The organism is Pseudomonas sp. NPDC089396, from assembly GCF_044749545.1.
Taxonomy (GTDB): Bacteria; Pseudomonadota; Gammaproteobacteria; order Pseudomonadales; family Pseudomonadaceae; genus Aquipseudomonas.
Genome location: NZ_JBIVIC010000021.1, coordinates 50,373 through 71,034, shown reverse-complemented (window position 1 = coordinate 71,034; position 20,662 = coordinate 50,373). Strand labels below are relative to the sequence as shown.

Here is a 20,662-nt window from a genome sequence, read left to right as displayed (position 1 = left end):
GTCTTGCTCCCGGGAGGACCGCGCTGCAGGCCCCATCCTGGGGCCCAGCGCTCGACGGGCATCCATGCCCGTCGCCTCCCTCCGCAAGACCTCCGTTCGGCCTCCTGAAGTCGCAATTTGCGGTGCCTGAACTACCGCGCGCTTAAAAGCAAAAAGCAAAAAGCAAAAAGCAAAAAGCAAAAAAGCGAAAAGCGAAAAGCGAAAAGCGAAAAGCAGAATCGCGTTGTCCTTATGGGGGGCTTTGACATCGCGTTGCGTGAGGGCAGCGGTAGAATTCAATAAAAATCCGCTATTCTCAGCACTCCTGCGCCCGGACCCCACCATGGAACTGCACATCCGCCTCGAAGGCCGCAAAGGCCTGGCCGACCAGCTCTACCAACAGCTGCGCGCCGGCATCGACAGCGGCCACCTGGCCGCCGGCTCACAGCTACCCCCTACCCGCCTGCTGGCCGAACAGCTGGGCGTGTCACGCAAGACCGTGGCCGAAGCCTACTCACGCCTGACCTACGACAACCTGCTCAGCGGCGTGGTAGGCCGCGGCACGTTCATTACCCCACGCCAACCCGTGCGCAACAACGAAGCCCAGACAGTCCCCCTGGCCGCAGCCGCCTCGCTGGGCCGCTGGCAACAGCGCGCCACCGTATTGGCAAGGCGCACCCAGGAAGCCCCATCGCGCTACGACTTCGTCGGCGGCGCCTCAATCAAGTCGCAGTTCCCCTTCGACCAGTGGCGCAGCTGCCTGAACTACGCCCTGCGCCGCAGCCAGCGCCACCCCGAGCGGCAGTTCACCGCCCAAGGGCTGCCGGAACTGCGCGAGGCCATCGCCCACCACGTTGCCTACACGCGAGGTGTGCACTGCAACCCAGCCGAGGTACTGGTGTGCAACGGCGCCCAGCAGGCCCTGGACCTGATCGCCCGGGTACTGATCGAACCCGGCTGCCCAGTGGCCATGGAAGACCCCGGCTACCCGCCAGCGCGGCAGCTGTTTCTCGCGTTGGGTGCAAACCTGCAATCCGTGCCTGTGGACGACGAAGGCCTGTGCGTCGAGCAGATCGCCGACGGCACCCGGCTCATCTACGTGACCCCTTCGCACCAGTTTCCCCTCGGCATGCCGATGAGCATCCCGCGCCGCCACGCCCTGCTGGCCCGCGCCGCCGAGCTCGGCGCGCTGATCATCGAAGACGACTATGACTGCGAGTTTCGCTACCAGGGCCCGGCAGCGGATGCCCTGCAACGGCTCGACCGTCAGGGGCTGGTGGCTTATGTCGGGACGTTCTCGAAAACCCTGCTGCCGGAGCTGCGCCTGGGCTATGCCGTGCTGCCACCGGCCGTGCTCGAAGCGGCCTGCGTGGCCAAGCACCTGAGCGACTGGCACAGCCCCACCCTGCTGCAATGGGCGCTCGCGCGCTTCATCGGCGAAGGCCACCTGAACAAGCACATTCGCCGCTGCCATGACATCTACAGTGCCCGGCGCGAGCGCATCCTCACCCGCCTGGACGGTGACCTGGCACCCTGGTTCAAAGCGATACCGGCCAGTGCCGGGTTTCACCTCAGCGCACTGGCGCAACCTGACGTGGATGTCGAGCTGCTGGCCAACCTCGCACGCAAGGTGGAGGTCGGCCTTTACTCGCTGGCGCCGTTCTTCGACGAAGCGCCTGTGCGCCCTGGGTTGCTGCTGGGCTTCGGCGCCATCGAGCTGCTGGACATCGACCCGGCACTGGACCGGGTCCGCGATACCCTGCAGCGCCTCAGTTGACGGCAGCCGCCTGGCCGCCATGCCCTCGCCGGGCAATGGCGGCAGCGTAACCACGCGGGGCAAAGCAGGTGGTGACCAGCAGCATGGCCAGCACGGTGACGGTCAACAGCGTCCACGAAGCCTGGAAATCGCCGCTCACATCACGCAGCCAACCGGTGATGTACGGCACGATCCCGGTGATGATGAACCCGACCCCCTGCACGAATGCCGCGAGGCTGCCCGCCTCTGCCGGCGTCTTCAGATGTTCCAGGGTCAAGGTGAGGCTCAGGCTGAAGCAAGCCCCCAGGCCAAAACCGATCATCGCCACCCAGACGCCCATGGCCCCGTTCGGCGCCAGCAACAAGCCAAGGAAGCCCGCCAACTGGATCGCCAGTGCCAGCCACAGCCCTGGCCGACGATCCGCCCAGCCGCGCAGCAACAATGGCAGGCCCAGCGCACCGGCCACCTGGAAAATGGTCATCAGGCCAACCAGGTCACCCCCGCCTTGGGCGGTGCCGCCATGCTCAAGATGATAGGCCGGCAACCAGGCGACCATGCTGGTGTAGCCCCCGTTGATCAGGCCGAAGTACAACGCCAGCAGCCATGCCCGACGCGTGCCGAACCAGTGGCCACCGGCAGCGCCAGCCAGTTTTGGCGCAGCATCACGCGGACGTAGCATGGCCCAGGCCAGCACCGCCAGCAGCGCCGGCATTGCCCACACGCCAAGGCCCGCCTGCCAGTGACCAAAGTGCCCGCTGATGTGCGGCCCCAGCACTGCCGCCAGCCCGCCGCCACTCATCAGCGCAGCCGAATACAGGCCCATGGCCGCGGCCAGGCGGCCGGGGAACCAGCGATTGACCAAGCCAGGCATCATGCCCTGCACCACCGCCACGCCGAGGCCGGCCAGCACTGCACTGGCGAGCAGTGCCCAGGCGCTGTCCAGCTGCAGGCGCCACAGGCAGGCCAGGGCAATGGCGGCGAGGCCGCCGAGCATGCCGCCATGCTCGCTGATCCAGCGCCGCAGCCAGGGCTGCAGCAACGGCACCAGGCCCATGCACAGCACCGGCAGCGCCGTCAGCAGCGCGGCTTGCTGGTAGCCCAGGCCGGTGCTGGCGCGCATCGGTTCGAGCAACGGCCCGATGCTGGTCAGGATCGGCCGCAGGTTCAGGGCCAGCAACACCACCAACAGCAAGTTCAACGGCCCTCTCATTGCGCGTTCGCCTGCTTCCATTGCAGGTACAGGTCTGCCTCCCCTGCGGGCTTAAGCGGACGCAATGGCAGGCTCTGCTGCTGCGGCGGACGGGCCATCTGTGCATAGACGGCGGCGGTGGACAGGCCATAGGGCTCGCCTTCGTCGTTGTCGTAGGCGAACCAGGCGCGCTCGATGCCGCACAGGTGCATGGCGGCCAGGCACATTGGACAGGGATGGCCAGTGGCATAGATCTCGGCACCGTCCAGGCGCGATCGGCCCAAGGCTTGGGCGGCCTTGCGGATGGCCTGCAGCTCGGCGTGGGCAGTCGGGTCCTGGGTGCTGTGGATCTCGTTGACGGCGCGAGCGATCACCTGGCCCTGGTACACCAGGACGGCGCCGAAGGGCCGTCCACCGGCCTGGATATTGGCGCGGGCCAGGTCGAGGGCTTCGCGCATGTAGCGTTCTTCGGACATGAATCGGATCTCCTGGTGCAAGACCCGGTCATTATCCCGCCTCCTCGGCCGGGGCTGAAATGAAGAGATTGGATGCCTGTCAGTGGCCTCCTTAATGACCCTGATTGGCCTCCTGGCAAAGCGCGTGATTGGCTATCGGGCCGCAGGGCGGGCGGCGTTAAGGTAGTGCCATGTCCACACTGAATCTCTCGGAGAACACCATGCACAACCGTATCGAATGGGCCAAACACTCTGCTGAAGCCTACAAGGCCATGGTCGGACTGGAGCAGGCCCTGGCCAAGAGCGGCCTGGAGAACTCGCTGCTGGAGCTGGTGCGCCTGCGTGCTTCGCAGATCAACGGCTGCGCCTATTGCGTGAACATGCATGCCAATGACGCGCGCAAGGCTGGCGAAACCGAAGCGCGGTTGCAGACGCTGAGCGTGTGGCAGGAAACCAACTACTTCACACCGCGTGAGCGTGCGGCGCTGGCCTGGGTCGAGTGTTTGACCCGCCTGCCCGAGCGCGGCGCGCCGCAGCCGGAGTACGAGGCGCTGCAACAGCACTTCGAGCCGGCCGAGGTGGTCAACCTGACGCTGGCGATTGCCACCATCAACGCCTGGAACCGGTTTGGTGTTGGCTTTGCGATGGTGCCGGCCTGATCGATAGTCGCTTGTCTGTGATGGCCCTATCGCCGGCAAGCCGGCTCCCACAGTTACTGCAACATTGCAAATCCCTGTGGGAGCCGGCTTGCCGGCGATAGGGCCGGTACAGCCCCCCCCTACCGAGCAGTCAGCTTGGCCCGATAGCTCCCCGGGCTCTGCCCCGTCCACTTCTTGAACGCCCGATGAAACGCACTGGGCTCCTGAAACCCCGTCTGCTCGGCGATTTCGGCAACACTCAACACCCCTTCTCGCAAGCGCTCGAAGGCCATGGCCCGGCGCACTTCGTCCTTGATCTGCTGATACGAGCGCCCTTCACGCTCCAACTGCCGGCGGAAGGTGCTGGGGCTGATGCCCTGCTGCCTGGCCAAGGCCTCCAGCGTCGGCCATTGGCCATAGCGCCGGGCACGCAGATGCCGGTAGACCTCGGCCACCAGACCGTTCTGGTTGCGAAAACGGATCACCAGCCCTTGTGGCGCACTGCGCAGGAAACTCTTCAGGCCCGCCAGGTCCTGCACCACCGGCAGGCGCAGGTAGGCGCTGTCGAATTCCACTTCGGTACGCCCGCTGCCCAGGCGCAGGTCCGGTCCCCAGAGCAACAGGTCATCGTCCTGGGCCGGGCGCGCGACCGCCAGTTCCGTGCGGTCGATGGCGATGCGCCGACCGGCCAGCCAGCACAACAGGCCCATCATCAGCACCAGGTAGGTTTCCTCGGCGTAGACCCGGGTCAGGGGGTCGGCAATCTGCGATTGCACGCTGATCACCGCCCTGCCTGCGCGCACCGTCACGCTGCCGCGCAGGTCGCGCAGGAACAGGGCGAAATTGCCCATGCACTGGCGCAGGGCCTTTTCCAGGTTCGGCTCCTGAATCAGCCCACGGCAGATCAGGGCAAAGCTGCCCAGCGGCATGCCATGGCTGTCGAGACGAAAGAACTCATCGTCCAGCTGATGGATCAGCGCCAGCCACAACTGCGCGAAGGCCTTGGCCGGCACGCGGGCCTGCGGCTGCGCTAGCAGGCTCGGCGCGATGCCCACCGCATGCAGGTGGGCATCGCGCGCCTCGGGCTGCTCGCGCAGGGCGTGCAGCATGGCATTGAGAAAGTACACGGCGACCGTATCGGTATCGCGCATGGCGGAATTCGCTGTCTATGCTGAGTGGCAAAAAGTGCCAGGTTGACTGAACAGAATCGGCATAGGCTGCAACAGAGCCTTTGCCTAGACTCGGACCCCATCCGGGATCGCCGGCCATTCTCGCAGAGCCTGGCCCGCTCCCGCCATGCCTAAGCTATCGGAGCCTTTATGAGCAGCCCAGAAATCTACGTCGTCAGTGCCGTCCGTACCGCCATCGGTGGTTTTGGTGGATCCCTCAAGGACCTGCCGCTGGCCGACCTGGCGACCACCGTGACCCGCGCGGCCATCGAGCGCTCGGGCGTGGCCGCCGAGCAGATCGGCCATATGGTCATGGGCACCGTGATCCCGACCGAAGCGCGCGATGCCTACCTGTCGCGGGTTGCCGCGATGAATGCCGGTATCCCGAAGGAAACCCCAGCCTTCAACGTCAACCGCCTGTGCGGTTCGGGCCTGCAGGCGATCGTCTCGGCCACCCAGTGCCTGCTGCTCGGCGATGCCGACGTGGCCGTGGCCGCCGGTGCCGAATCCATGAGCCGTGGCCCGTACCTGCTGCCGCAAGCCCGCTGGGGCGCGCGCATGGGCGATCTGCAAGGCATCGACTACACCGTCGGCGTACTGCATGACCCCTTCGAACACTTCCACATGGGCATCACTGCCGAAAACGTTGCGGCCAAGAATGGTATCACCCGCGAAATGCAGGATGAGCTGGCCCTGACCAGCCAGCGCCGCGCCGCCCGCGCCATCGCCGAAGGCCGCTTCGACAGCCAGATCGTGCCGGTGGAGCTGAAAACCCGCAAAGGCGTCGTGCAGTTCGCCGTGGACGAGCACGTGCGTGGCGACGTCACCGCCGAGCAACTGGCCGGCATGAAGACCGTGTTCAAGAAGGACGGCACCGTGACCGCCGGCAACGCCAGCGGCATCAACGATGGCGCTGCCGGCCTGGTGCTGGCCAGCGGTGACGCCGTGCGTCGCCTGGGCCTCAAGCCCCTGGCGCGCCTGGTGGCCTACGCCCACGCCGGCGTCGAGCCTGAGCTGATGGGCCTGGGCCCGATCCCGGCCACCCGCAAGGTGCTGGAAAAAGCCGGCCTGAACATCAACGACCTGGACGTGATCGAGTCCAACGAAGCCTTCGCCGCCCAGGCTTGCGCTGTCGCCCGCGCCCTGGACTTCGACCCGGAGAAGGTCAACCCGAACGGCTCGGGCATTTCCCTCGGCCACCCGGTCGGCGCCACCGGCGCGATCATTGCCACCAAGGCCATCCATGAGCTGCAGCGCATCCAGGGCCGCTACGCGCTGGCCACCATGTGCATCGGCGGCGGCCAAGGCATCGCCGTGGTGTTTGAGCGCGTCTAAGGGAGTTTGCAATGAGCATTGAACAGATCGCCGTGATCGGCGCCGGCACCATGGGCAACGGTATTGCCCAGGTGTGCGCGGTCGCCGGCTACCAGGTGCTGCTGGTGGACGTTTCCGATGCCGCGCTGGAGCGCGGTGTGGCCACCTTGAGCAAGAACCTGGAGCGCCAGGTCAACAAGGGCACCCTCGATGCCGAGCGTGCCGAGGCAGCCAAGTCGCGCATCCGCACCAGCACCGACTATGCCCAGCTGGGCGCAGCGCAACTGGTGATCGAGGCGGCTACCGAAAACCTGCAGCTCAAGCAGCGCATCCTGCAGCAGGTGGCGGCCAATGTGGCAGCCACCTGCCTGATCGCCACCAACACCTCGTCGCTGTCGGTCACCGAGCTGGCCGCGAGCATCGAGCACCCTGAGCGCTTCATCGGCGTGCACTTCTTTAATCCGGTGCCGATGATGGCACTGGTGGAGATCATTCGCGGCCTGCAGACCAGCGACAGCACCTACGCGCAAGCCCTGGTGGTCACCGAGAAGGTGGGCAAGACGCCGATCACCGCGGGCAACCGCCCAGGTTTCGTGGTCAACCGCATCCTCGTGCCGATGATCAACGAAGCGATCCTGGTGCGTCAGGAAGGCCTGGCCAGTGCCGAAGACATCGACACCGGCATGCGCCTGGGCTGCAACCAGCCGATTGGCCCGCTGGCCTTGGCCGACCTCATTGGCCTGGACACCTTGCTGGCGATCATGGAGGCCTTCCACGACGGCTTCTGCGACAGCAAGTACCGCCCTGCCCCACTGCTCAAGGAAATGGTCGCGGCCGGCTGGCTGGGACGCAAGACCGGCCGCGGTTTCTACAGCTACTGAGGAGCGAACGCCATGGCCTTGGTCAATGCCGCAATGCGCTGCACCAGCTTTGAAGAGCGACGAGACCGGGCCATGGCGCTGTTTGCCGAGAAAGGCTTCGGCCAGGTCAGCATGCGCGAGTTGGCGGCGCATGTGGGGTTGACCGCAGGTTCGCTGTACCACCATTTCCCCAGCAAGCAGGACCTGTTGTTCGACTTGATCGAAGAGCTGTACGAGGAGCTGCAGGCCACCCTCGAACAGGGCCGTCGCGCCATGGCCCGTGGGGGCTCGGCGTTGTCGTGCCTGATCGCGGCGCACTGGCAGTTGCATGCCGAGCGGCCCCTGCAGTTTCGCCTGGCAGAGCGGGATTTCTGCTGCCTGAGCGAGACGCAGCAGGAGCGCCTGGCGGCGTTGCGCAAGCGCTACGAGACGGGCTTGCTGCGCTTGATCGCACCCCAGGCGAAGCTGCCTGGGGACGCATTGGCGGCGACGGCGCAGGTGGTGGCGACCTTGCTCAATCAGCTGCCGGGGATGCTCAAGGCATTGCCGCAGGAGCAAGGGCTGGGGTTGATGGAGAACCTGTTGGTTGGGGGGATCGAGCGGACCTTGCGCTAGCCTGTACTGGCCCTATCGCCGGCAAGCCGGCTCCCACAGGTACAGCACTGCACGTGAGTTCAGTGGGGTACCTGTGGGAGCCGGCTTGCCGGCGATAGGGCCGGTAAATTCAGCGCAAAAGGGCCTGAATCTGCTGGTGCAGGGTATCCAGATCAAACGGCTTGGCCAGAATCGGCGCCTTGCGCGCGATCGGGCTGCCCGACTCGATGATCTCAGCCGGATACCCACTGATGAAGATCACCTTCAAATCCGGTCGCAACTTCACGGCAGGCTCGGCAATCTCCACCCCGGAAATCCCGCCCGGCAGGCGAAAATCCGTCACCATCAGGTCCAGGTGCGGCTTGCTCGCCAGAATCGCGAACGCCTGCTCACCGTCTTCGGCCACCAGCACGTGGTAGCCCTCGCCGGCCAGGTAGTCGCGCAGGATCATGCGAATCGCCGGCTCGTCCTCGACCACCAGTACCACGTCTTGTGCATCTTCACTCATGACTACAACGCCTTGAAATTCATACAGTTGGCCATCTGACCCCAGGCTTATGCAGAGGTTGCCCGCGCCTGGTCGTTTTGTTCTGCCGGTGTCACCAGTGGCAACAGGAGGCTGAAGGTTGCACCCTTGCCCTCCTCGCTGTCGACCAGGATGCGCCCGCCATGGGCCTGGACGATCTGTTCCGAGATATACAACCCCAGGCCCAGGCCATTGCTGGCCTGCTGCGCTGCCACCCGCTCGAACTGCTGGAAAATCCGCTGCTGGTTGGCGGCACTGATGCCGATACCCTGATCCTGCACTTGCACCCAGGCCATGCCCTCCTGGGCGAACACCCTTACCTGCACCGGGCGCCGTTCGCCATAGCGCAACGCATTGGACAACAGGTTGGCCAGCACTTGTTCAATCCGAAACTCGTCCCACGCGCCATGCAGCGCCTCGCAGCACTGCAACTCGATACGGGTCTCCAGCGCCGTGGCCTGGGCAGCGAAATTTTCCACCAGGGTGCGGGCCAACTGGCCAAGGTCGAAGGGTTTCGGCCGCAGCGACAGCTTGCCGGTACGGATGCGCGACACATCGAGCATGTCTTCGATCAGCCGGATCAGGCTGTTGATCTGCCGCTCGTCACGCTCGACCATGGCCTGCAGCTTGTCGGCGCTGAACGCGTCGAGGTTGCCACGGGCCAGGTGCATCTTGCGCAACTGGGTTTCCAGGATCAGGCCATTGAGCGGCGTGCGCACTTCGTGGGAAACGATCGACATGAAGTCGTCGCGCATGCGCACCGCATGTTCCAGCTCGCCCTGCGCCACCTGCAACTGGGCCAGCAGCTGTTCCTGCTGCTGGCGGCTGTGCTCCAGGGCCTGCAGCTGCCGGTCAAGCACCTTGCGCTGGCGGTACAGGTCGACGAATACCGACACCTTGCTTTTCACCGCCATGGTGTCGAGGGGCTTGTGCAGGAAGTCCACCGCACCGCTCTCGTAGCCCTTGAAGGCGTAGTTCATCTCGCGGCCGGCCGCCGTGACGAAGACGATCGGGATATTGCGGGTCTTTTCCGTGCCACGCATCAATTCGGCCAGCTCGAAACCATTCATGCCCGGCATTTGCACATCGAGAATGGCCAGGGCGAATTCGTGCTCAAGCAACAGCGACAATGCCGCTTCAGCCGACTGGGCCTGGTGCACCTCGCGGCCTTCGCCCTGGATCAGGGCGTCGAGGGCCAGCAGGTTTTCCGGCAGATCGTCGACGATCAGCAGTTTGGCAGTGGTGAGGCTTAGCATGCGCTGGATTCCAGGGTGGCGAGCAACTGCTCGATCCCGCTCAGAGAAAGTATATGGTCGGGTCGATGCAGGGCCAGGGCGGCCTCCGGCATCAACGCCACTTGTGCATCGCGGGGGTCCTGGACCACGGTCCGGCCGCCGCTGTTCTTGATGTAGGCAAGGCCTGCGGCGCCGTCTTCGTTGGCCCCGGTGAGGAGGATGCCGAGCAGGCCGTCGCCATACGCATCGGCCGCCGACATGAACAGGAAGTCGATCGCCGGGCGGGAGAAATGCACCGGGTCTTCCTGGCTCAGCGACAGGCTCAAGTCGGCTTCCACCGACAGATGGTAGCGGGGCGTGGCCACGTAGATCTGGCCGGGGGCGATGGCCTCCTTGTCATGCGCCTCGCTCACCGGCCGGTGTACCCGCCGCTGCAGCACTTCAGCCAACTGGCTGTGGCGGTCATCAGGCAGGTGCAGCACGCACAGCACCGGCGTAGCGAACGCCGCCGGCAAGCCACCGAGCACCTGCAGCAGGGCCGCCACGCCGCCCGCCGAAGCGCCGATCACGATCGCACGTACGCCGTTCATGATTTGCGGTAGATCCGTTCAGGCTTGACCAGCGGCTCGAAGCGCTCGCTGTAAGCGGAAAAATCCACCGACTCCTTGCTGCCCAGGATCAGGAAGCCGCGATGGCACAAGGACTCGTGGAACAAGCCCAGGGCCCGGTCCTGCAGTGCCTTGTTGAAGTAGATCAGCACGTTGCGGCAGGACACCAGCTGGGTTTCGGAGAACACGCTGTCGGTGGCCAGGCTGTGGTCGGCGAAGGTCACGTTGTCGCGCAGGCTGCTGTCCATGATGGCGTTGCCGTAGGCGGCTGTGTAGTACTCGGAAAAGTCCCGACGGCCACCGGCGAGGCGGTAGTTTTCCTCGTACTCGCGCATGCTCTGCATCGAGTAGATACCCTGCTTGGCCTTGTCCAGCGAGCGTGGGTTGATGTCGGTGGCATAAATGATGGTGCGTTCGAGCAGGCCTTCTTCGCGCAGCAGGATGGCCATCGAATACACCTCCTCCCCGGTGCTGCAGCCGGCGATCCAGATCTTGATCGACGGCCAGGTACGCAGCAGCGGGACCACCTCGTTGCGCAGCGCCAGGAAGTGGCTGGGGTCGCGGAACATCTCGCTCACCGGGATCGTCAGGAACTGCAGCAGCTGCATGAACATGCCCGGGTCGTGCAGCACCCGCTCCTGCAGGGCCGACACCGTGTGGCACTCGAAATGGCGCAGCGCATGAAGGATCCGGCGCTTGATCGAGGCGCCGGAATAATCGCGAAAATCGTAGCTGTACTTGAGGTAGATCGCCTCGATCAGCAGCCGGATCTCGATGTCGGTGTTGCGTTCGCTAGTCAAATTCGCTCCAGTTGCGGCAGCCATACGCGGATCAACGAGAACAGACGGTCCAGGTCGATCGGTTTGGCCAGGTAATCATTGGCGCCGGCCTGCAGGCAACGCTGCTGGTCGTCCTTCATGGCCTTGGCGGTCACGGCAATGATCGGCAGTTTGCGCCAGCGCGGTTGCTGGCGAATCAGCCGGGTGGCCTCGAAACCGTCCATTTCCGGCATCATCACATCCATCAGCACCAGGTCGATGTCGTCGTGCTGCTCCAGGCGCTCGATGGCCTCGCGCCCGTTGCGGCCGATCTCGACGATCGCGCCCTTGTGCTCCAGGGCACTGGTGAGGGCGAAGATGTTACGCACATCGTCATCCACCAGCAGTATCTTGCGGCCTTCGAACACCTTGTCGCGACTACGCGCGGTCTTGAGCATGCGTTGACGCTCATGGGACAGCTGCGATTCGACTTTGTGCAGAAAAAGCGTCACTTCATCGAGCAGACGCTCGGGCGAGCGGGCGCCCTTGATGATGATCGAGCGCGAATACTTGAGCAGCTCGGTTTCTTCTTCGCGGGTCAGGTTGCGCCCGGTGTAGACGATGACCGGCGGGAAGGCGCGGATGTCCTCGGCAGTCATGCGCTTGAGCAGCTCGTTGCCGAGCATGTCCGGCAGCTTGAGATCGATGATCATGCAGTCGTAGACGTTCTCGCGCAGCAGCGCCAGGGCTTCCTGGGCCATGGCCACGGCGGTGATCTCGACATCGTCGTCGCCGATCAGGCGGGCGATGCTCTCACGCTGCAGGTCGTCGTCCTCAACCAGCAAAATGTGCTTGAGCTTCTGCGTAAGCTTCGCTTCCAGGCGGGCGAACACTTCCTTGAGCTGTTCACGACTGGTCGGTTTGACCGCGTAACCGACCGCGCCCATGTGCATGGCCGCTTCGACACGGTCTTCGACCGAAATGATGTGCACCGGGATGTGCCGGGTGCCTGCCAGCTCCTTGAGGCGCTGCAGCACGGTGAGGCCGGAATGGTCGGGCAGGCGCATGTCCAGCAGGATCGCATCGGGGATGAACTGCGCCGCCAGGGCGAAACCTTCGTCCGCACCCTGGGCCACCAGGCAGCTGTAGCCCAGCTCGTGGGCCAAGTCGAAGAGGATGCGGGCGAAGTTCGGCTCGTCCTCGATCACCAGAATGCAACGGTTGCCGAAGGGTGCCCGCTCACGGTCGTCGGCGAAGGCCGGGGCCGGCAGCTTCGGCGCGGGCAGTGCCGCCGCCTGAGGCGCGGGCGGCAGTGTATCGACCGTCGGGCGCAGGCTCAGGGCCTCGACCTCTTCGGCTTGCGCCTCAAAGCGCTCCGGCAGGATCAGGCTGAATACGCTGCCCTGGCCGGGGCTGCTGTCGACGCTGATCTGCCCACCCAGCAAATGCGCCAGGTCACGGGAAATCGACAGGCCCAGGCCGGTGCCACCATAACGGCGGTTGCTGCTGCCATCGACCTGGTGGAAGGCGCCGAAGATCGCCTGCTGCTGGTCGGCGGCAATGCCGATGCCGGAATCGCGCACGGCGAAGACGATGCCGGTACCGGCCTGGTAGCTGATGGCCAGGCTGACCTGGCCATGGTCGGTGAACTTGACGGCGTTGGACAGCAGGTTCTTGAGGATCTGCTCCAGGCGCTGGCGGTCGGTGAACAGGGTGGCCGGTACCTGCCCTTCGATCTTGACCTCGAAGCTCAGACCCTTGTGCTCGGCCAGCGGCAGGAACATGCCGCGCAGGCCTTCGACCAGGCGCTCCAGATGGGTGGTTTCGGGGCGTACTTCGAGCTTGCCGGCCTCGACCTTGGCGATGTCGAGGATGTCGTTGATCAGGTTCAGCAGGTCGTTGCCGGCCGAGTAAATGGATTCGGCGAACTTGACCTGCTCGCCACTGAGGTTGCCTTCGCCGTTCTCGGCCAGGAGCTTGGCCAGGATCAGCGAGCTGTTGAGCGGCGTGCGCAGCTCGTGGGACATGTTGGCGAGGAACTCGGACTTGTACTTGCTCGAACGCTGCAGGTCGTCGGCACGGGCCTGCAGCTCTTCCTGGGCCTGGCTGAGCTCATCGTTCTTGCGGTCCAGGGCGTCGGTGCGCTCGGACAACTGCTCGTTGGTCTGTTCAAGCTCCGCCTGCTGGGTCTCCAGGTGCGCCTGGGACTCCTTGAGCACGCGCGACTGCTCTTCGAGCTCTTCGTTGGCGGTCTTGAGTTCTTCCTGCTGCACCTGCAGCTCTTCGTTGAGCTGCTGGGTTTCGGCCAGCACTTCCTGCAGGCGCTGGCGGTAGCGGGCGCTTTCGATGGACATGCCGAGGTTGCCGGCGACCCGCTCCATCAGCTCGTCGTCGCGGACCTGCAACGGGCGCAGGAAGCCCAACTCGATCACCCCGTTGATCTGGCCATCGTCGCTGGCCGGCATCAGCAGGGCACTACGCGGCAGCCCGCTGCCCAGGCCAGAGCTCAAGCGGTAGTAGTCCTCCGGCAAGTCCTCCAGGCGCAGCAGGCGGCCTTCACGCACCGCCTGGGCCAACAGGCCATCGTGGCTGGCCAGCACCTGTTCACGGGCTTGTTGTTCGGCATCCAGGCCATAGCTGGCCACACGCACCAGGCGGCCGTGACCGTCACGCACGTACAGCGCGCCGACCACGCTGCCCAGGTAACTGGCAAAGAAGCGCAGGATGTTGTCGCCAAGCATGGGCAGGGTCAGTTGCCCCAGCACCTGTTCGGCCAGCTGGGTCTGGCCGTTGCGCAGCCAGGCCTGGTGTTCCAGGCGCTCGGCCGAGCGCTGCTGGGCCTTGAGGTTGTCATCGTAGCTGCTCGACAAGGCCAGCAGGTCGCGCCGTCCGAGGTAGGCCAGCAGTCCGCTGAGGCCGACGATGAACAGCACAAAGGCGCTGATGGCGGTAACCGTGACACGGCTGACCGTTTCGTTGCGGGCCATGCGCAGTTGCTGTTCAGTGCCGACCAGGTCGTCGAACTCCTTGCGGATCTCGTCGGTGATGCGCTTGCCACGGCCGTTGCCGACGGCCTGGCGGTAATCGCCGCCGTTGCGGCGCTGGGTGATCATCTCCTTGCCAAAGTCGTTCCAGGCCTGCTGCAAGGCGACCAGGCGATCGATGCGGTCGACTTGCTGCGGGTTGTCCTCGACCATGCCGCGCAGGCTCTGCAGGCTGCTGAAGATCTGCGGTTTGGCCACTTCGTAGGGGTCGAGGAAGCGCTCGTCGCCGGTGATCAGGAACCCGCGCATGCCGGTTTCCATGTCGATCGACAACTTGACCGTTTCGTTGGCATTGCCGATCACCCGATCGGTGTGCTCGACCCATTGCATGGCCGACAGCAGGTAGCTGATCACCGCGACGAAGGCCACTGCGCCGAGCAGGCCAAGGCCCAACGGCAGGCCAATGTTGCGGCTCAACAGCTTGCGAAAGCTTCGTTGGTCCATCGAGGCTGCTTGAATCATGAGAAAACGCCCGAGCGAAAAAAATCCATTGTTCAGTGTGGCGGCCGGAGCCTGTTTTTGTCTGCCGCTGCGCTCACCGGTTAACAAGCGAGTCTAACCAGCTTTGCCGGCTTCAGCAGGGCATTTAGCCAGTATTTGAAGGTTGCCTGCGCGAATCGTTCCCTGAAAGTTCGATGGCCGGTATCCTCGGGAACTTCTGTCACCCACTGGCGCACAGAATAGAGACATGCCTTTTTCAACAGGAAACGAACCATGCACCTTCTGGTAGTCGAAGACGACGACATCGTCCGCATGCTGATGGTCGAAGTGCTCGACGAGTTGGGCTACAAGGCCATCGAAGCGCAAGACGCCACGAGCGCCCTGCGTATCCTCGAAGACCCGGGACAGCCCTTGGCCCTGCTGATGACCGATGTGGGCCTGCCGGACATGCGCGGCGAAGAACTGGCGGCCAAGGCCCGGATGTTGCGGCCCCTGCTGCCGGTGCTGTTTGCCAGTGGCTATGCCGAGAGCCTGAATGTGCCGGAAGGGATGCACATGATCGGCAAGCCGTTCAGCATCGAACAGTTGCGTGACAAGGTGGTAGGGATTCTGGGTACGCCTTGAACTCGGCTTTGCGGCCATCGCCGGCAAGCCGGCTCCCACAGGTACTCCACAGCACTCAAGTTCAGTGGGGAACCTGTGGGAGCCGGCTTGCCGGCGATGAGGCCGGTACAGGCACCCGCTGATCACAGCTCCCGCCGCAACAGGTAGGTATCCATGATCCACCCCTTGCGCAACCTCGCCTCCTCCCGCACCTGCACGATGCGCTGCTTCACCGCCTGCAAAGGCCCGGCGATCAGCACTTCGTCCTCCGTTCCCAGGTAAGCCCCCCAGTAGATCACCAGCCCAGGATCATCGAGCGCGGCGAACGCACACTGCCCATCGAGCATCACCACCACGTTGTCGATCACACCCTGCTTGGCCAGCCGACGCCCAGGCAGCACGGTCAGCGGCTCGCCGATACGGTTGAGTGGAATCTGGTGCCGGGCCGCCAGCGCCTGCACGCTGCTTATGCCGGGAATCACCTGCAGGCGCAGCGCGACGCCACGTTCGCGGACCAGGTCAAGCATGCGCAGGGTACTGTCATACAAGCCCGGCTCGCCCCACAGCAGAAAAGCGCCGATGTCCTCGGCGCCCATTTCTTCACTGATCAGGCGGGCGTACAGGGCGGCCCGCTGGCGATGCCAGTCATGCACCGCTTCGACATAGTCAACGGCCTCGGCATCGCGCCGTGGGTCTGCAACCTGAACCAGGCGATAACCGCCTTCAGGCCGGTAGCGCTCGAGGATGGCCTTGCGCAAACGTATCAGTTGGTCCTTATCGGCCCCTTTGTCGAGCACGAAAAACACCGTGGCACGGAGCAGCGCCTCCACAGCCTCATAGGTGACCTGCCGTGGGTCACCCGGGCCGATACCGATCAGCAACAGCTCTTTCATCGCCTGACCCTGGAAGGGAACCAGCGGCCATTGTCGGCCGGCCGCCGGGGTTTGGCAAAAACGACCTCAGAAGATCGAGAAGTTGTAGCTGACGATGACCCGAGTTTCGTCCATGTCCCGCGCCCACTGCTCATAATTGCTGCGGTAGGTGGAGTTACGCAGGCGCACGCTGACATCTTTGAACGTGCCGCTCTGCACCTGGTACTTGAACTCGGTGTCGCGTTCCCATTCCTTGCCTTCGGCGTTGCTGCCCGGGACCTTGATATGGTCACCGTTGATGTAGCGGGTGAAGAACGTCAGGCCAGGTACGCCGAGCGCCTTGAAGTCATAGTCATAACGCAATTGCCAGGAACGTTCCTGGGCAGCGGCGAAGTCATTGACCTGAGCGTAGTTGACCAGGTACGGGTTGGTGCCATCCAGGTAAGGCATGGCGCTTTCGCCGTACATGCGCTGCCAGCCGGCACTGACCTTGTGGCCGCCCAGGCTGTAGCCGAGCATGCCGCTGAAGGCACGGTGGTCGATCTCACCTGCATGGGCGTTGCCAATATCATCACTCTTGATCAGCCGCAGGTCGGCCGACAGGCTGCCGGTGGTCAGGGGCTGGTTGGCGACGAAGCCCAGGAAGTGCTGGCGGTAGATGTTGTCCAGCTCGCCGACCTGGTACTGGGCGCTGAAGCGCTCATTGAAGCGGTAGTCCAGCCCCGCCAGGTCGTAGTGGTCGGCCTCGATGTTGCAGGCATAACGCTTGTTCTTGCAGTGCACGCGAATGTCCTGGCGGTCGCTGGAATCCCGTGCGGTGTACTGGTTGAAACGGGCCAAGGTGAACTTGAGGTCGCGAATTTCTTCGGACGTCAACAGGGCGCCGTGGAACATGGTCGGCAGCAGACGGCCATCGTTGTACTTCAACAGCGGAACATCCGGCATCGACGATCCGTATTTCAATACGGTCTGGGATACCTTGACCTTGGCCGCCAGGCCCATCTTCGCGTATTGGTCGGCAGAGTGGCGCGGGTCATGGCCGGAAGAAGGCAACAAGCCGCTGTTACTGTCTGCCGGGCTGGAGTCGAGTTTGAAACCGAACATGCCCAATGCATCGACACCAAAGCCGACCGGGCCTTGGGTATAACCGGACTGCAGATTCAGAATGAAACCTTGTGCCGCTTCTTCACGCTTCGACGCGCCTTGACTGGAACTGCTATGGCCGTCACGAAAATCCCGGTTGAAATAGACAGTGCGCGCTTCGACCTTGGCAGTACTGTCTTCAAGGAAACCGGCGGCCTGGGCCTGGGCACCGGCACACAACAGCAACAGGCCGGCAACACGGCGCCCGGGGGCGAGAGGGAAAGGGGCAAACATGCGAGGGAACATCCAGAAGAAAGGCAAAAAACAAATCCGCGCCGAACAAGGCGGCGCGGATGCGGGAGGGCCGAACAATCGCCAACCCTCATCTGAAATGATCGCGCAAACGCTCTAGGACGCACCATTGGACCATAGTCTAAAACTCAGGGGTCACGCCTGGAAAACGCTTCGAATTTACCGCTCGAAAAACTAGCAAAGTTCCCGAATTACACTAAAAAGTTTGCGGTTTACCGGTACCCGACAAGTGACTACACTCGATATCAGCGAACAGTTAGACCCACCCGCGTGGCCGGCGTTTATGCCTTATCAATGTTCGTCACGCCCTGCCACGGAAGACGTACAGGAGTGATTACAGTGTCCAGACTTGCAGAGTTTCGTGCTGCCGAAAAAGCGCTCCAGGAACAAATGGCACAACTGGAGGCGCTGAAAAAGGATGCCGGCCTCAAACGCGAAATCGAATTCGAGCAGAAACTAGTCGGCCTGATGAAAAGCTATGACAAGAGTCTGCGCGATATCATCGCCATCCTCGACCCGAAAGCCGCGACGCGCGGCGCGCCCAGTGCGCCGAAACAACAGCGCCGCCCGCGCGTGGTGAAAGTGTACGAAAACCCGCATACCGGCGAGCTGATCGAAACCAAAGGTGGCAACCACCGCGGCCTCAAGGCCTGGAAAGAACAGTACGGCGCCGCCACGGTGGAACGCTGGGTACGCTGATGAAACGTCGACGCCAGCTTCACACTTTTTTCACAACAGCTGGCCCAGTATCCAGACAGCTAAAGGACTAGCGACCCCACGCGCCCGCACATGCGGGCCTCTATTTCAGCGCCCTGCCTCGTGCAGGGCGCTTTCGTTTGCGCAATCGCTTCACTGCCGTATCATGGCCCTCCTGTCTGTTTTGCTGGCCCCTCCGCCAGCCTCGTCTCTGGAGTACCCATGAGCCTGCACGATCTGTACACCCTGCCGGGCGTTACCGCCCAACCTGACGCCGCCACCGCCCAGTTCGTCTTCAACCACACCATGCTGCGGGTCAAGGACATCGAGAAATCGCTGGACTTCTACACCCGCGTGCTGGGTTTCCGCCTGGTCGACAAACGTGATTTCCCGGAAGCGGCCTTCAGCCTGTACTTCCTGGCCCTGGTCGACCCGGCGCAAATCCCCGCCGACGACGCCGAGCGCCACCAGTGGATGAAATCCATCCCGGGCGTACTGGAGCTGACCCACAACCACGGCACCGAAAACGACCCTGAGTTTGCCTACCACAACGGCAACAGCGACCCGCGCGGCTTTGGCCATATCTGCATTTCCGTGCCTGACGTGCGCGAAGCCTGCGCCCGCTTCGAGGCGCTGAACGTGCCGTTCCAGAAACGCCTGGCCGACGGCCGCATGAACCACCTGGCCTTCATCAAGGACCCGGACGGCTACTGGGTCGAAGTCATCCAGCCAGCCGAACTCAAGGGCTGATCGTTCATCGGCTCGCGCTCGTCGGGCCGGGAACTCCTGGCCACTCGCTGTGGTATATGAAGGTAACCGCTTCATACGCCACAGCGAGGTAAAGGACGATGCAATCTCTTCACTGTGAATACCGCGACTACACCATCACCGCCAGCGTGATGCCCCATCCCGACTCTCCCCTGCCCTATGCCGCCGGCTGCCTGATCACCGATCCTGAAGGGCATACCAGCAAGCGCATCCCGATGCCGATGAAGTTCTTCTCCGACCTGGAAAATGCCCAGCATGTGTCGCTGGCCCATGGGCGGGCACTGGTGGATGAGCAATTGGACAAGGGGCATAGAGCCTTCTGACTGCCTGCAGGGCCCTATCGCCGGCAAGCCCGCTCCCACAGGGACCTCCACTGGACCCGAGAGCAGTGGGGTACCTGTGGGAGCCGGCTTGCCGGCGATAGGGCCATGGCAGGCACCCTCTAGCTACCCCGCGCGTACGCCACCGCCGCCTCGACCTGCTCCGTCGTCGGCCGAACCCCGGTATACAGCACGAACTGCTCCAGCGCCTGCAGCGCAATCACCTCCAACCCGGTAATCACCGGCTTGCCCAATGCCTGCGCACGCCGGATCAACGGCGTTTGCGCCGGCATCGCCACCACATCGAACACCCGCTCGGCCGCGTCAATGGCGTTTTCGCTGAACGCCAGCTGATCAGCCTCCGGCCCGCCCGCCATGCCGATCGGCGTCACATTCACCAACATGGGCGGGCACAAGTCGCCCAGCTCGGCCATCCAGCGATAGCCGCAGACATCCGCCAGCTGCCGCCCCGCCTGCTCGTTGCGCGCCACGATCACCCCCTCGCGCAACCCCGCATCGCGCAAGGCACTGGCCACCGCCTTGGCCATGCCGCCACTGCCACGCAGGGCGAATGCAGTGCCTGGGTCGACCTGATGCTGGTCGATCAGCTGCCGCACCGCGAGGTAGTCGGTGTTGTAGGCCTTCAGCCGGCCAGCGGTGTTGACCAAGGTATTGACCGACTCGATGGCGGCCGCCGACGGGTCGATCTCGTCGACCAGGGCCATGCACGCCTCCTTGTACGGCATGGACACCCCACAGCCGCGAATGCCCAGCGCGCGTATGCCGGCGATGGCGGCCGGCAAGTCGCCAGTGGTCATTGCCTTGTAGTAATAGTCCAGGCCCAACTGCTGGTAGAGGTGGTTATGAAAGCGCACGCCGAACGTGCCTGGCCGCCCGGCCAGGGAGATGCACAGCACCGTGTCTCTGCTGGGAGTTGTCGCCATTAACTGCTCCTTTTTCATAACTGAAACGTTTGTTCAGCGTAACAGAGACCACCACTGGTCGTCCCTTACACAACCTTTACCGTTCCCCTGTGCTCAGCTGACAGAGCGCAGCTCATAGTAGTAGGACCCCGAGCGTGGGGTTTCTTGCGAGGAACCATCATGAACCGTCTCATCCCCGGAATCGTCCTGCTGGTCGGTGCCCTGGCCATCAGCGGGCAAGCATCCGCCCACGGTGGCGGTGGTGGCTGGTATGGCCCAGGCCCGCTGCTCGGGGCAGCGGTGGTTGGGGCGGTGGTCGGGGCTACGGTTTCCGCTGGCCACGACCGCACGGTGTATGTAGAGCGCCAACCGGTCTACTACGGCCCGCCTCCGGTGTATGTGCAGGCACCGCCACCGCCACCGGTTTACTACCAGCCGTACTACGTGCCGGGGCCACCCCCACCGGTGTATCGCGTCTACGGCCCGCCCCCGGTGTATTACGGCCCGCCGCGTTGGTGA

Annotated in this window: 21 protein-coding genes; 10 read left to right on the top strand and 11 right to left on the bottom strand. The window is 63.9% G+C overall.

Annotated features, from left to right (window positions below; translation table 11 throughout):
- Window positions 1–322: 322 nt before the first annotated feature.
- Window positions 323–1,756: a PLP-dependent aminotransferase family protein gene (locus ACIPZB_RS26360; protein ID WP_400643368.1), complete on the top strand. Its 1,434-nt coding sequence runs from the start codon at window positions 323–325 to the stop codon at window positions 1,754–1,756.
- Here the strand turns inward: ACIPZB_RS26360 and ACIPZB_RS26355 are convergent.
- Window positions 1,749–2,945: a CynX/NimT family MFS transporter gene (locus tag ACIPZB_RS26355; protein ID WP_400643367.1), complete on the bottom strand. Its 1,197-nt coding sequence runs from the start codon at window positions 2,943–2,945 to the stop codon at window positions 1,749–1,751. The two genes, ACIPZB_RS26360 and ACIPZB_RS26355, sit on opposite strands and share 8 nt — an antisense overlap.
- A complete protein-coding gene (locus ACIPZB_RS26350) occupies window positions 2,942–3,400 on the bottom strand; it encodes a nucleoside deaminase (protein WP_400643366.1) in 459 nt (152 codons plus the stop codon). Before ACIPZB_RS26350 ends, ACIPZB_RS26355 begins: the two co-directional genes overlap by 4 nt.
- Before the next feature lie 200 nt (window positions 3,401–3,600).
- On the opposite strand from ACIPZB_RS26350, the gene ACIPZB_RS26345 reads away from it, so the two are divergent.
- Window positions 3,601–4,038, top strand: a complete 438-nt coding sequence (locus ACIPZB_RS26345; protein ID WP_400643372.1) for a carboxymuconolactone decarboxylase family protein — start codon at window positions 3,601–3,603, stop codon at window positions 4,036–4,038.
- A gap of 119 nt (window positions 4,039–4,157) precedes the next feature.
- Here the strand turns inward: ACIPZB_RS26345 and ACIPZB_RS26340 are convergent, their stop codons facing one another.
- Complete coding sequence (locus ACIPZB_RS26340) at window positions 4,158–5,168, bottom strand: AraC family transcriptional regulator (protein ID WP_008098551.1); 1,011 nt, start codon at window positions 5,166–5,168, stop codon at window positions 4,158–4,160.
- A 168-nt stretch (window positions 5,169–5,336) separates the two neighbouring features.
- On the opposite strand from ACIPZB_RS26340, the gene ACIPZB_RS26335 reads away from it, so the two are divergent.
- The 3 genes from ACIPZB_RS26335 to ACIPZB_RS26325 are packed head-to-tail and all read left to right on the top strand — an operon-like array spanning window position 5,337 to window position 7,975.
- Window positions 5,337–6,521 (top strand): acetyl-CoA C-acyltransferase family protein, encoded by a 1,185-nt coding sequence (locus ACIPZB_RS26335; RefSeq protein WP_008098549.1) that lies wholly within the window; start codon window positions 5,337–5,339, stop codon window positions 6,519–6,521.
- 11 nt (window positions 6,522–6,532) lie between these two features.
- Window positions 6,533–7,381 (top strand): 3-hydroxybutyryl-CoA dehydrogenase, encoded by an 849-nt coding sequence (locus ACIPZB_RS26330; RefSeq protein WP_400643365.1) that lies wholly within the window; start codon window positions 6,533–6,535, stop codon window positions 7,379–7,381.
- 12 nt (window positions 7,382–7,393) lie between these two features.
- A complete protein-coding gene (locus tag ACIPZB_RS26325; protein ID WP_400643364.1) occupies window positions 7,394–7,975 on the top strand; it encodes a TetR/AcrR family transcriptional regulator in 582 nt (193 codons plus the stop codon).
- Window positions 7,976–8,084: 109 nt separating this feature from the next.
- Here the strand turns inward: ACIPZB_RS26325 and ACIPZB_RS26320 are convergent, their stop codons facing one another.
- Genes ACIPZB_RS26320 through ACIPZB_RS26300 form a run of 5 tightly spaced genes read right to left on the bottom strand, consistent with a single transcriptional unit; the run spans window position 8,085 to window position 14,587 of the window.
- On the bottom strand, window positions 8,085–8,462 hold the full coding sequence (locus tag ACIPZB_RS26320; protein ID WP_008098194.1) for a response regulator: 378 nt from the start codon (window positions 8,460–8,462) through the stop codon (window positions 8,085–8,087).
- Between the two features lie 47 nt (window positions 8,463–8,509).
- Window positions 8,510–9,736: an ATP-binding protein gene (locus ACIPZB_RS26315; RefSeq protein ID WP_400643363.1), complete on the bottom strand. Its 1,227-nt coding sequence runs from the start codon at window positions 9,734–9,736 to the stop codon at window positions 8,510–8,512.
- The gene (locus tag ACIPZB_RS26310; RefSeq protein ID WP_400643362.1) at window positions 9,730–10,305 is read right to left on the bottom strand and encodes a chemotaxis protein CheB; all 576 of its coding nucleotides are present in this window, start codon (window positions 10,303–10,305) and stop codon (window positions 9,730–9,732) included. Before ACIPZB_RS26310 ends, ACIPZB_RS26315 begins: the two co-directional genes overlap by 7 nt.
- On the bottom strand, window positions 10,302–11,123 hold the full coding sequence (locus ACIPZB_RS26305; RefSeq protein WP_400643361.1) for a CheR family methyltransferase: 822 nt from the start codon (window positions 11,121–11,123) through the stop codon (window positions 10,302–10,304). The genes ACIPZB_RS26310 and ACIPZB_RS26305 overlap by 4 nt, the downstream gene beginning before the upstream one ends.
- Window positions 11,120–14,587, bottom strand: coding sequence for a response regulator (locus tag ACIPZB_RS26300; protein WP_400643360.1), 3,468 nt, complete (start codon window positions 14,585–14,587; stop codon window positions 11,120–11,122). The genes ACIPZB_RS26305 and ACIPZB_RS26300 overlap by 4 nt, the downstream gene beginning before the upstream one ends.
- Window positions 14,588–14,839: 252 nt before the next feature.
- Here ACIPZB_RS26300 and ACIPZB_RS26295 point away from each other — a divergent pair, with 252 nt between their 5' ends.
- Window positions 14,840–15,190, top strand: a complete 351-nt coding sequence (locus ACIPZB_RS26295; protein WP_400643359.1) for a response regulator — start codon at window positions 14,840–14,842, stop codon at window positions 15,188–15,190.
- A 122-nt stretch (window positions 15,191–15,312) separates the two neighbouring features.
- Here the strand turns inward: ACIPZB_RS26295 and cobF are convergent, their stop codons facing one another.
- Window positions 15,313–16,062, bottom strand: a complete 750-nt coding sequence (gene cobF / locus ACIPZB_RS26290; protein WP_400643358.1) for a precorrin-6A synthase (deacetylating) — start codon at window positions 16,060–16,062, stop codon at window positions 15,313–15,315.
- 66 nt (window positions 16,063–16,128) lie between these two features.
- The gene (locus ACIPZB_RS26285) at window positions 16,129–17,418 is read right to left on the bottom strand and encodes an OprD family porin (RefSeq protein ID WP_400643357.1); all 1,290 of its coding nucleotides are present in this window, start codon (window positions 17,416–17,418) and stop codon (window positions 16,129–16,131) included.
- Between the two features lie 357 nt (window positions 17,419–17,775).
- Between ACIPZB_RS26285 and ACIPZB_RS26280 the strand changes: the two genes are divergently transcribed.
- From ACIPZB_RS26280 to ACIPZB_RS26270, 3 genes are all read left to right on the top strand, one after another.
- On the top strand, window positions 17,776–18,135 hold the full coding sequence (locus ACIPZB_RS26280; protein ID WP_400643371.1) for a histone-like nucleoid-structuring protein, MvaT/MvaU family: 360 nt from the start codon (window positions 17,776–17,778) through the stop codon (window positions 18,133–18,135).
- A 219-nt stretch (window positions 18,136–18,354) separates the two neighbouring features.
- Window positions 18,355–18,882: a lactoylglutathione lyase gene (gene gloA, locus ACIPZB_RS26275; RefSeq protein WP_400643356.1), complete on the top strand. Its 528-nt coding sequence runs from the start codon at window positions 18,355–18,357 to the stop codon at window positions 18,880–18,882.
- A gap of 98 nt (window positions 18,883–18,980) precedes the next feature.
- Entirely contained in the window at window positions 18,981–19,223 is a 243-nt protein-coding gene (locus ACIPZB_RS26270; protein WP_400643355.1) for a hypothetical protein, read from the top strand.
- A gap of 119 nt (window positions 19,224–19,342) precedes the next feature.
- On the opposite strand, the gene ACIPZB_RS26265 is transcribed toward ACIPZB_RS26270, so the two are convergent.
- Window positions 19,343–20,164: a shikimate 5-dehydrogenase gene (locus ACIPZB_RS26265; RefSeq protein WP_400643354.1), complete on the bottom strand. Its 822-nt coding sequence runs from the start codon at window positions 20,162–20,164 to the stop codon at window positions 19,343–19,345.
- Window positions 20,165–20,323: 159 nt separating this feature from the next.
- Here ACIPZB_RS26265 and ACIPZB_RS26260 point away from each other — a divergent pair, with 159 nt between their 5' ends.
- The gene (locus tag ACIPZB_RS26260; RefSeq protein WP_400643353.1) at window positions 20,324–20,662 is read left to right on the top strand and encodes a hypothetical protein; all 339 of its coding nucleotides are present in this window, start codon (window positions 20,324–20,326) and stop codon (window positions 20,660–20,662) included.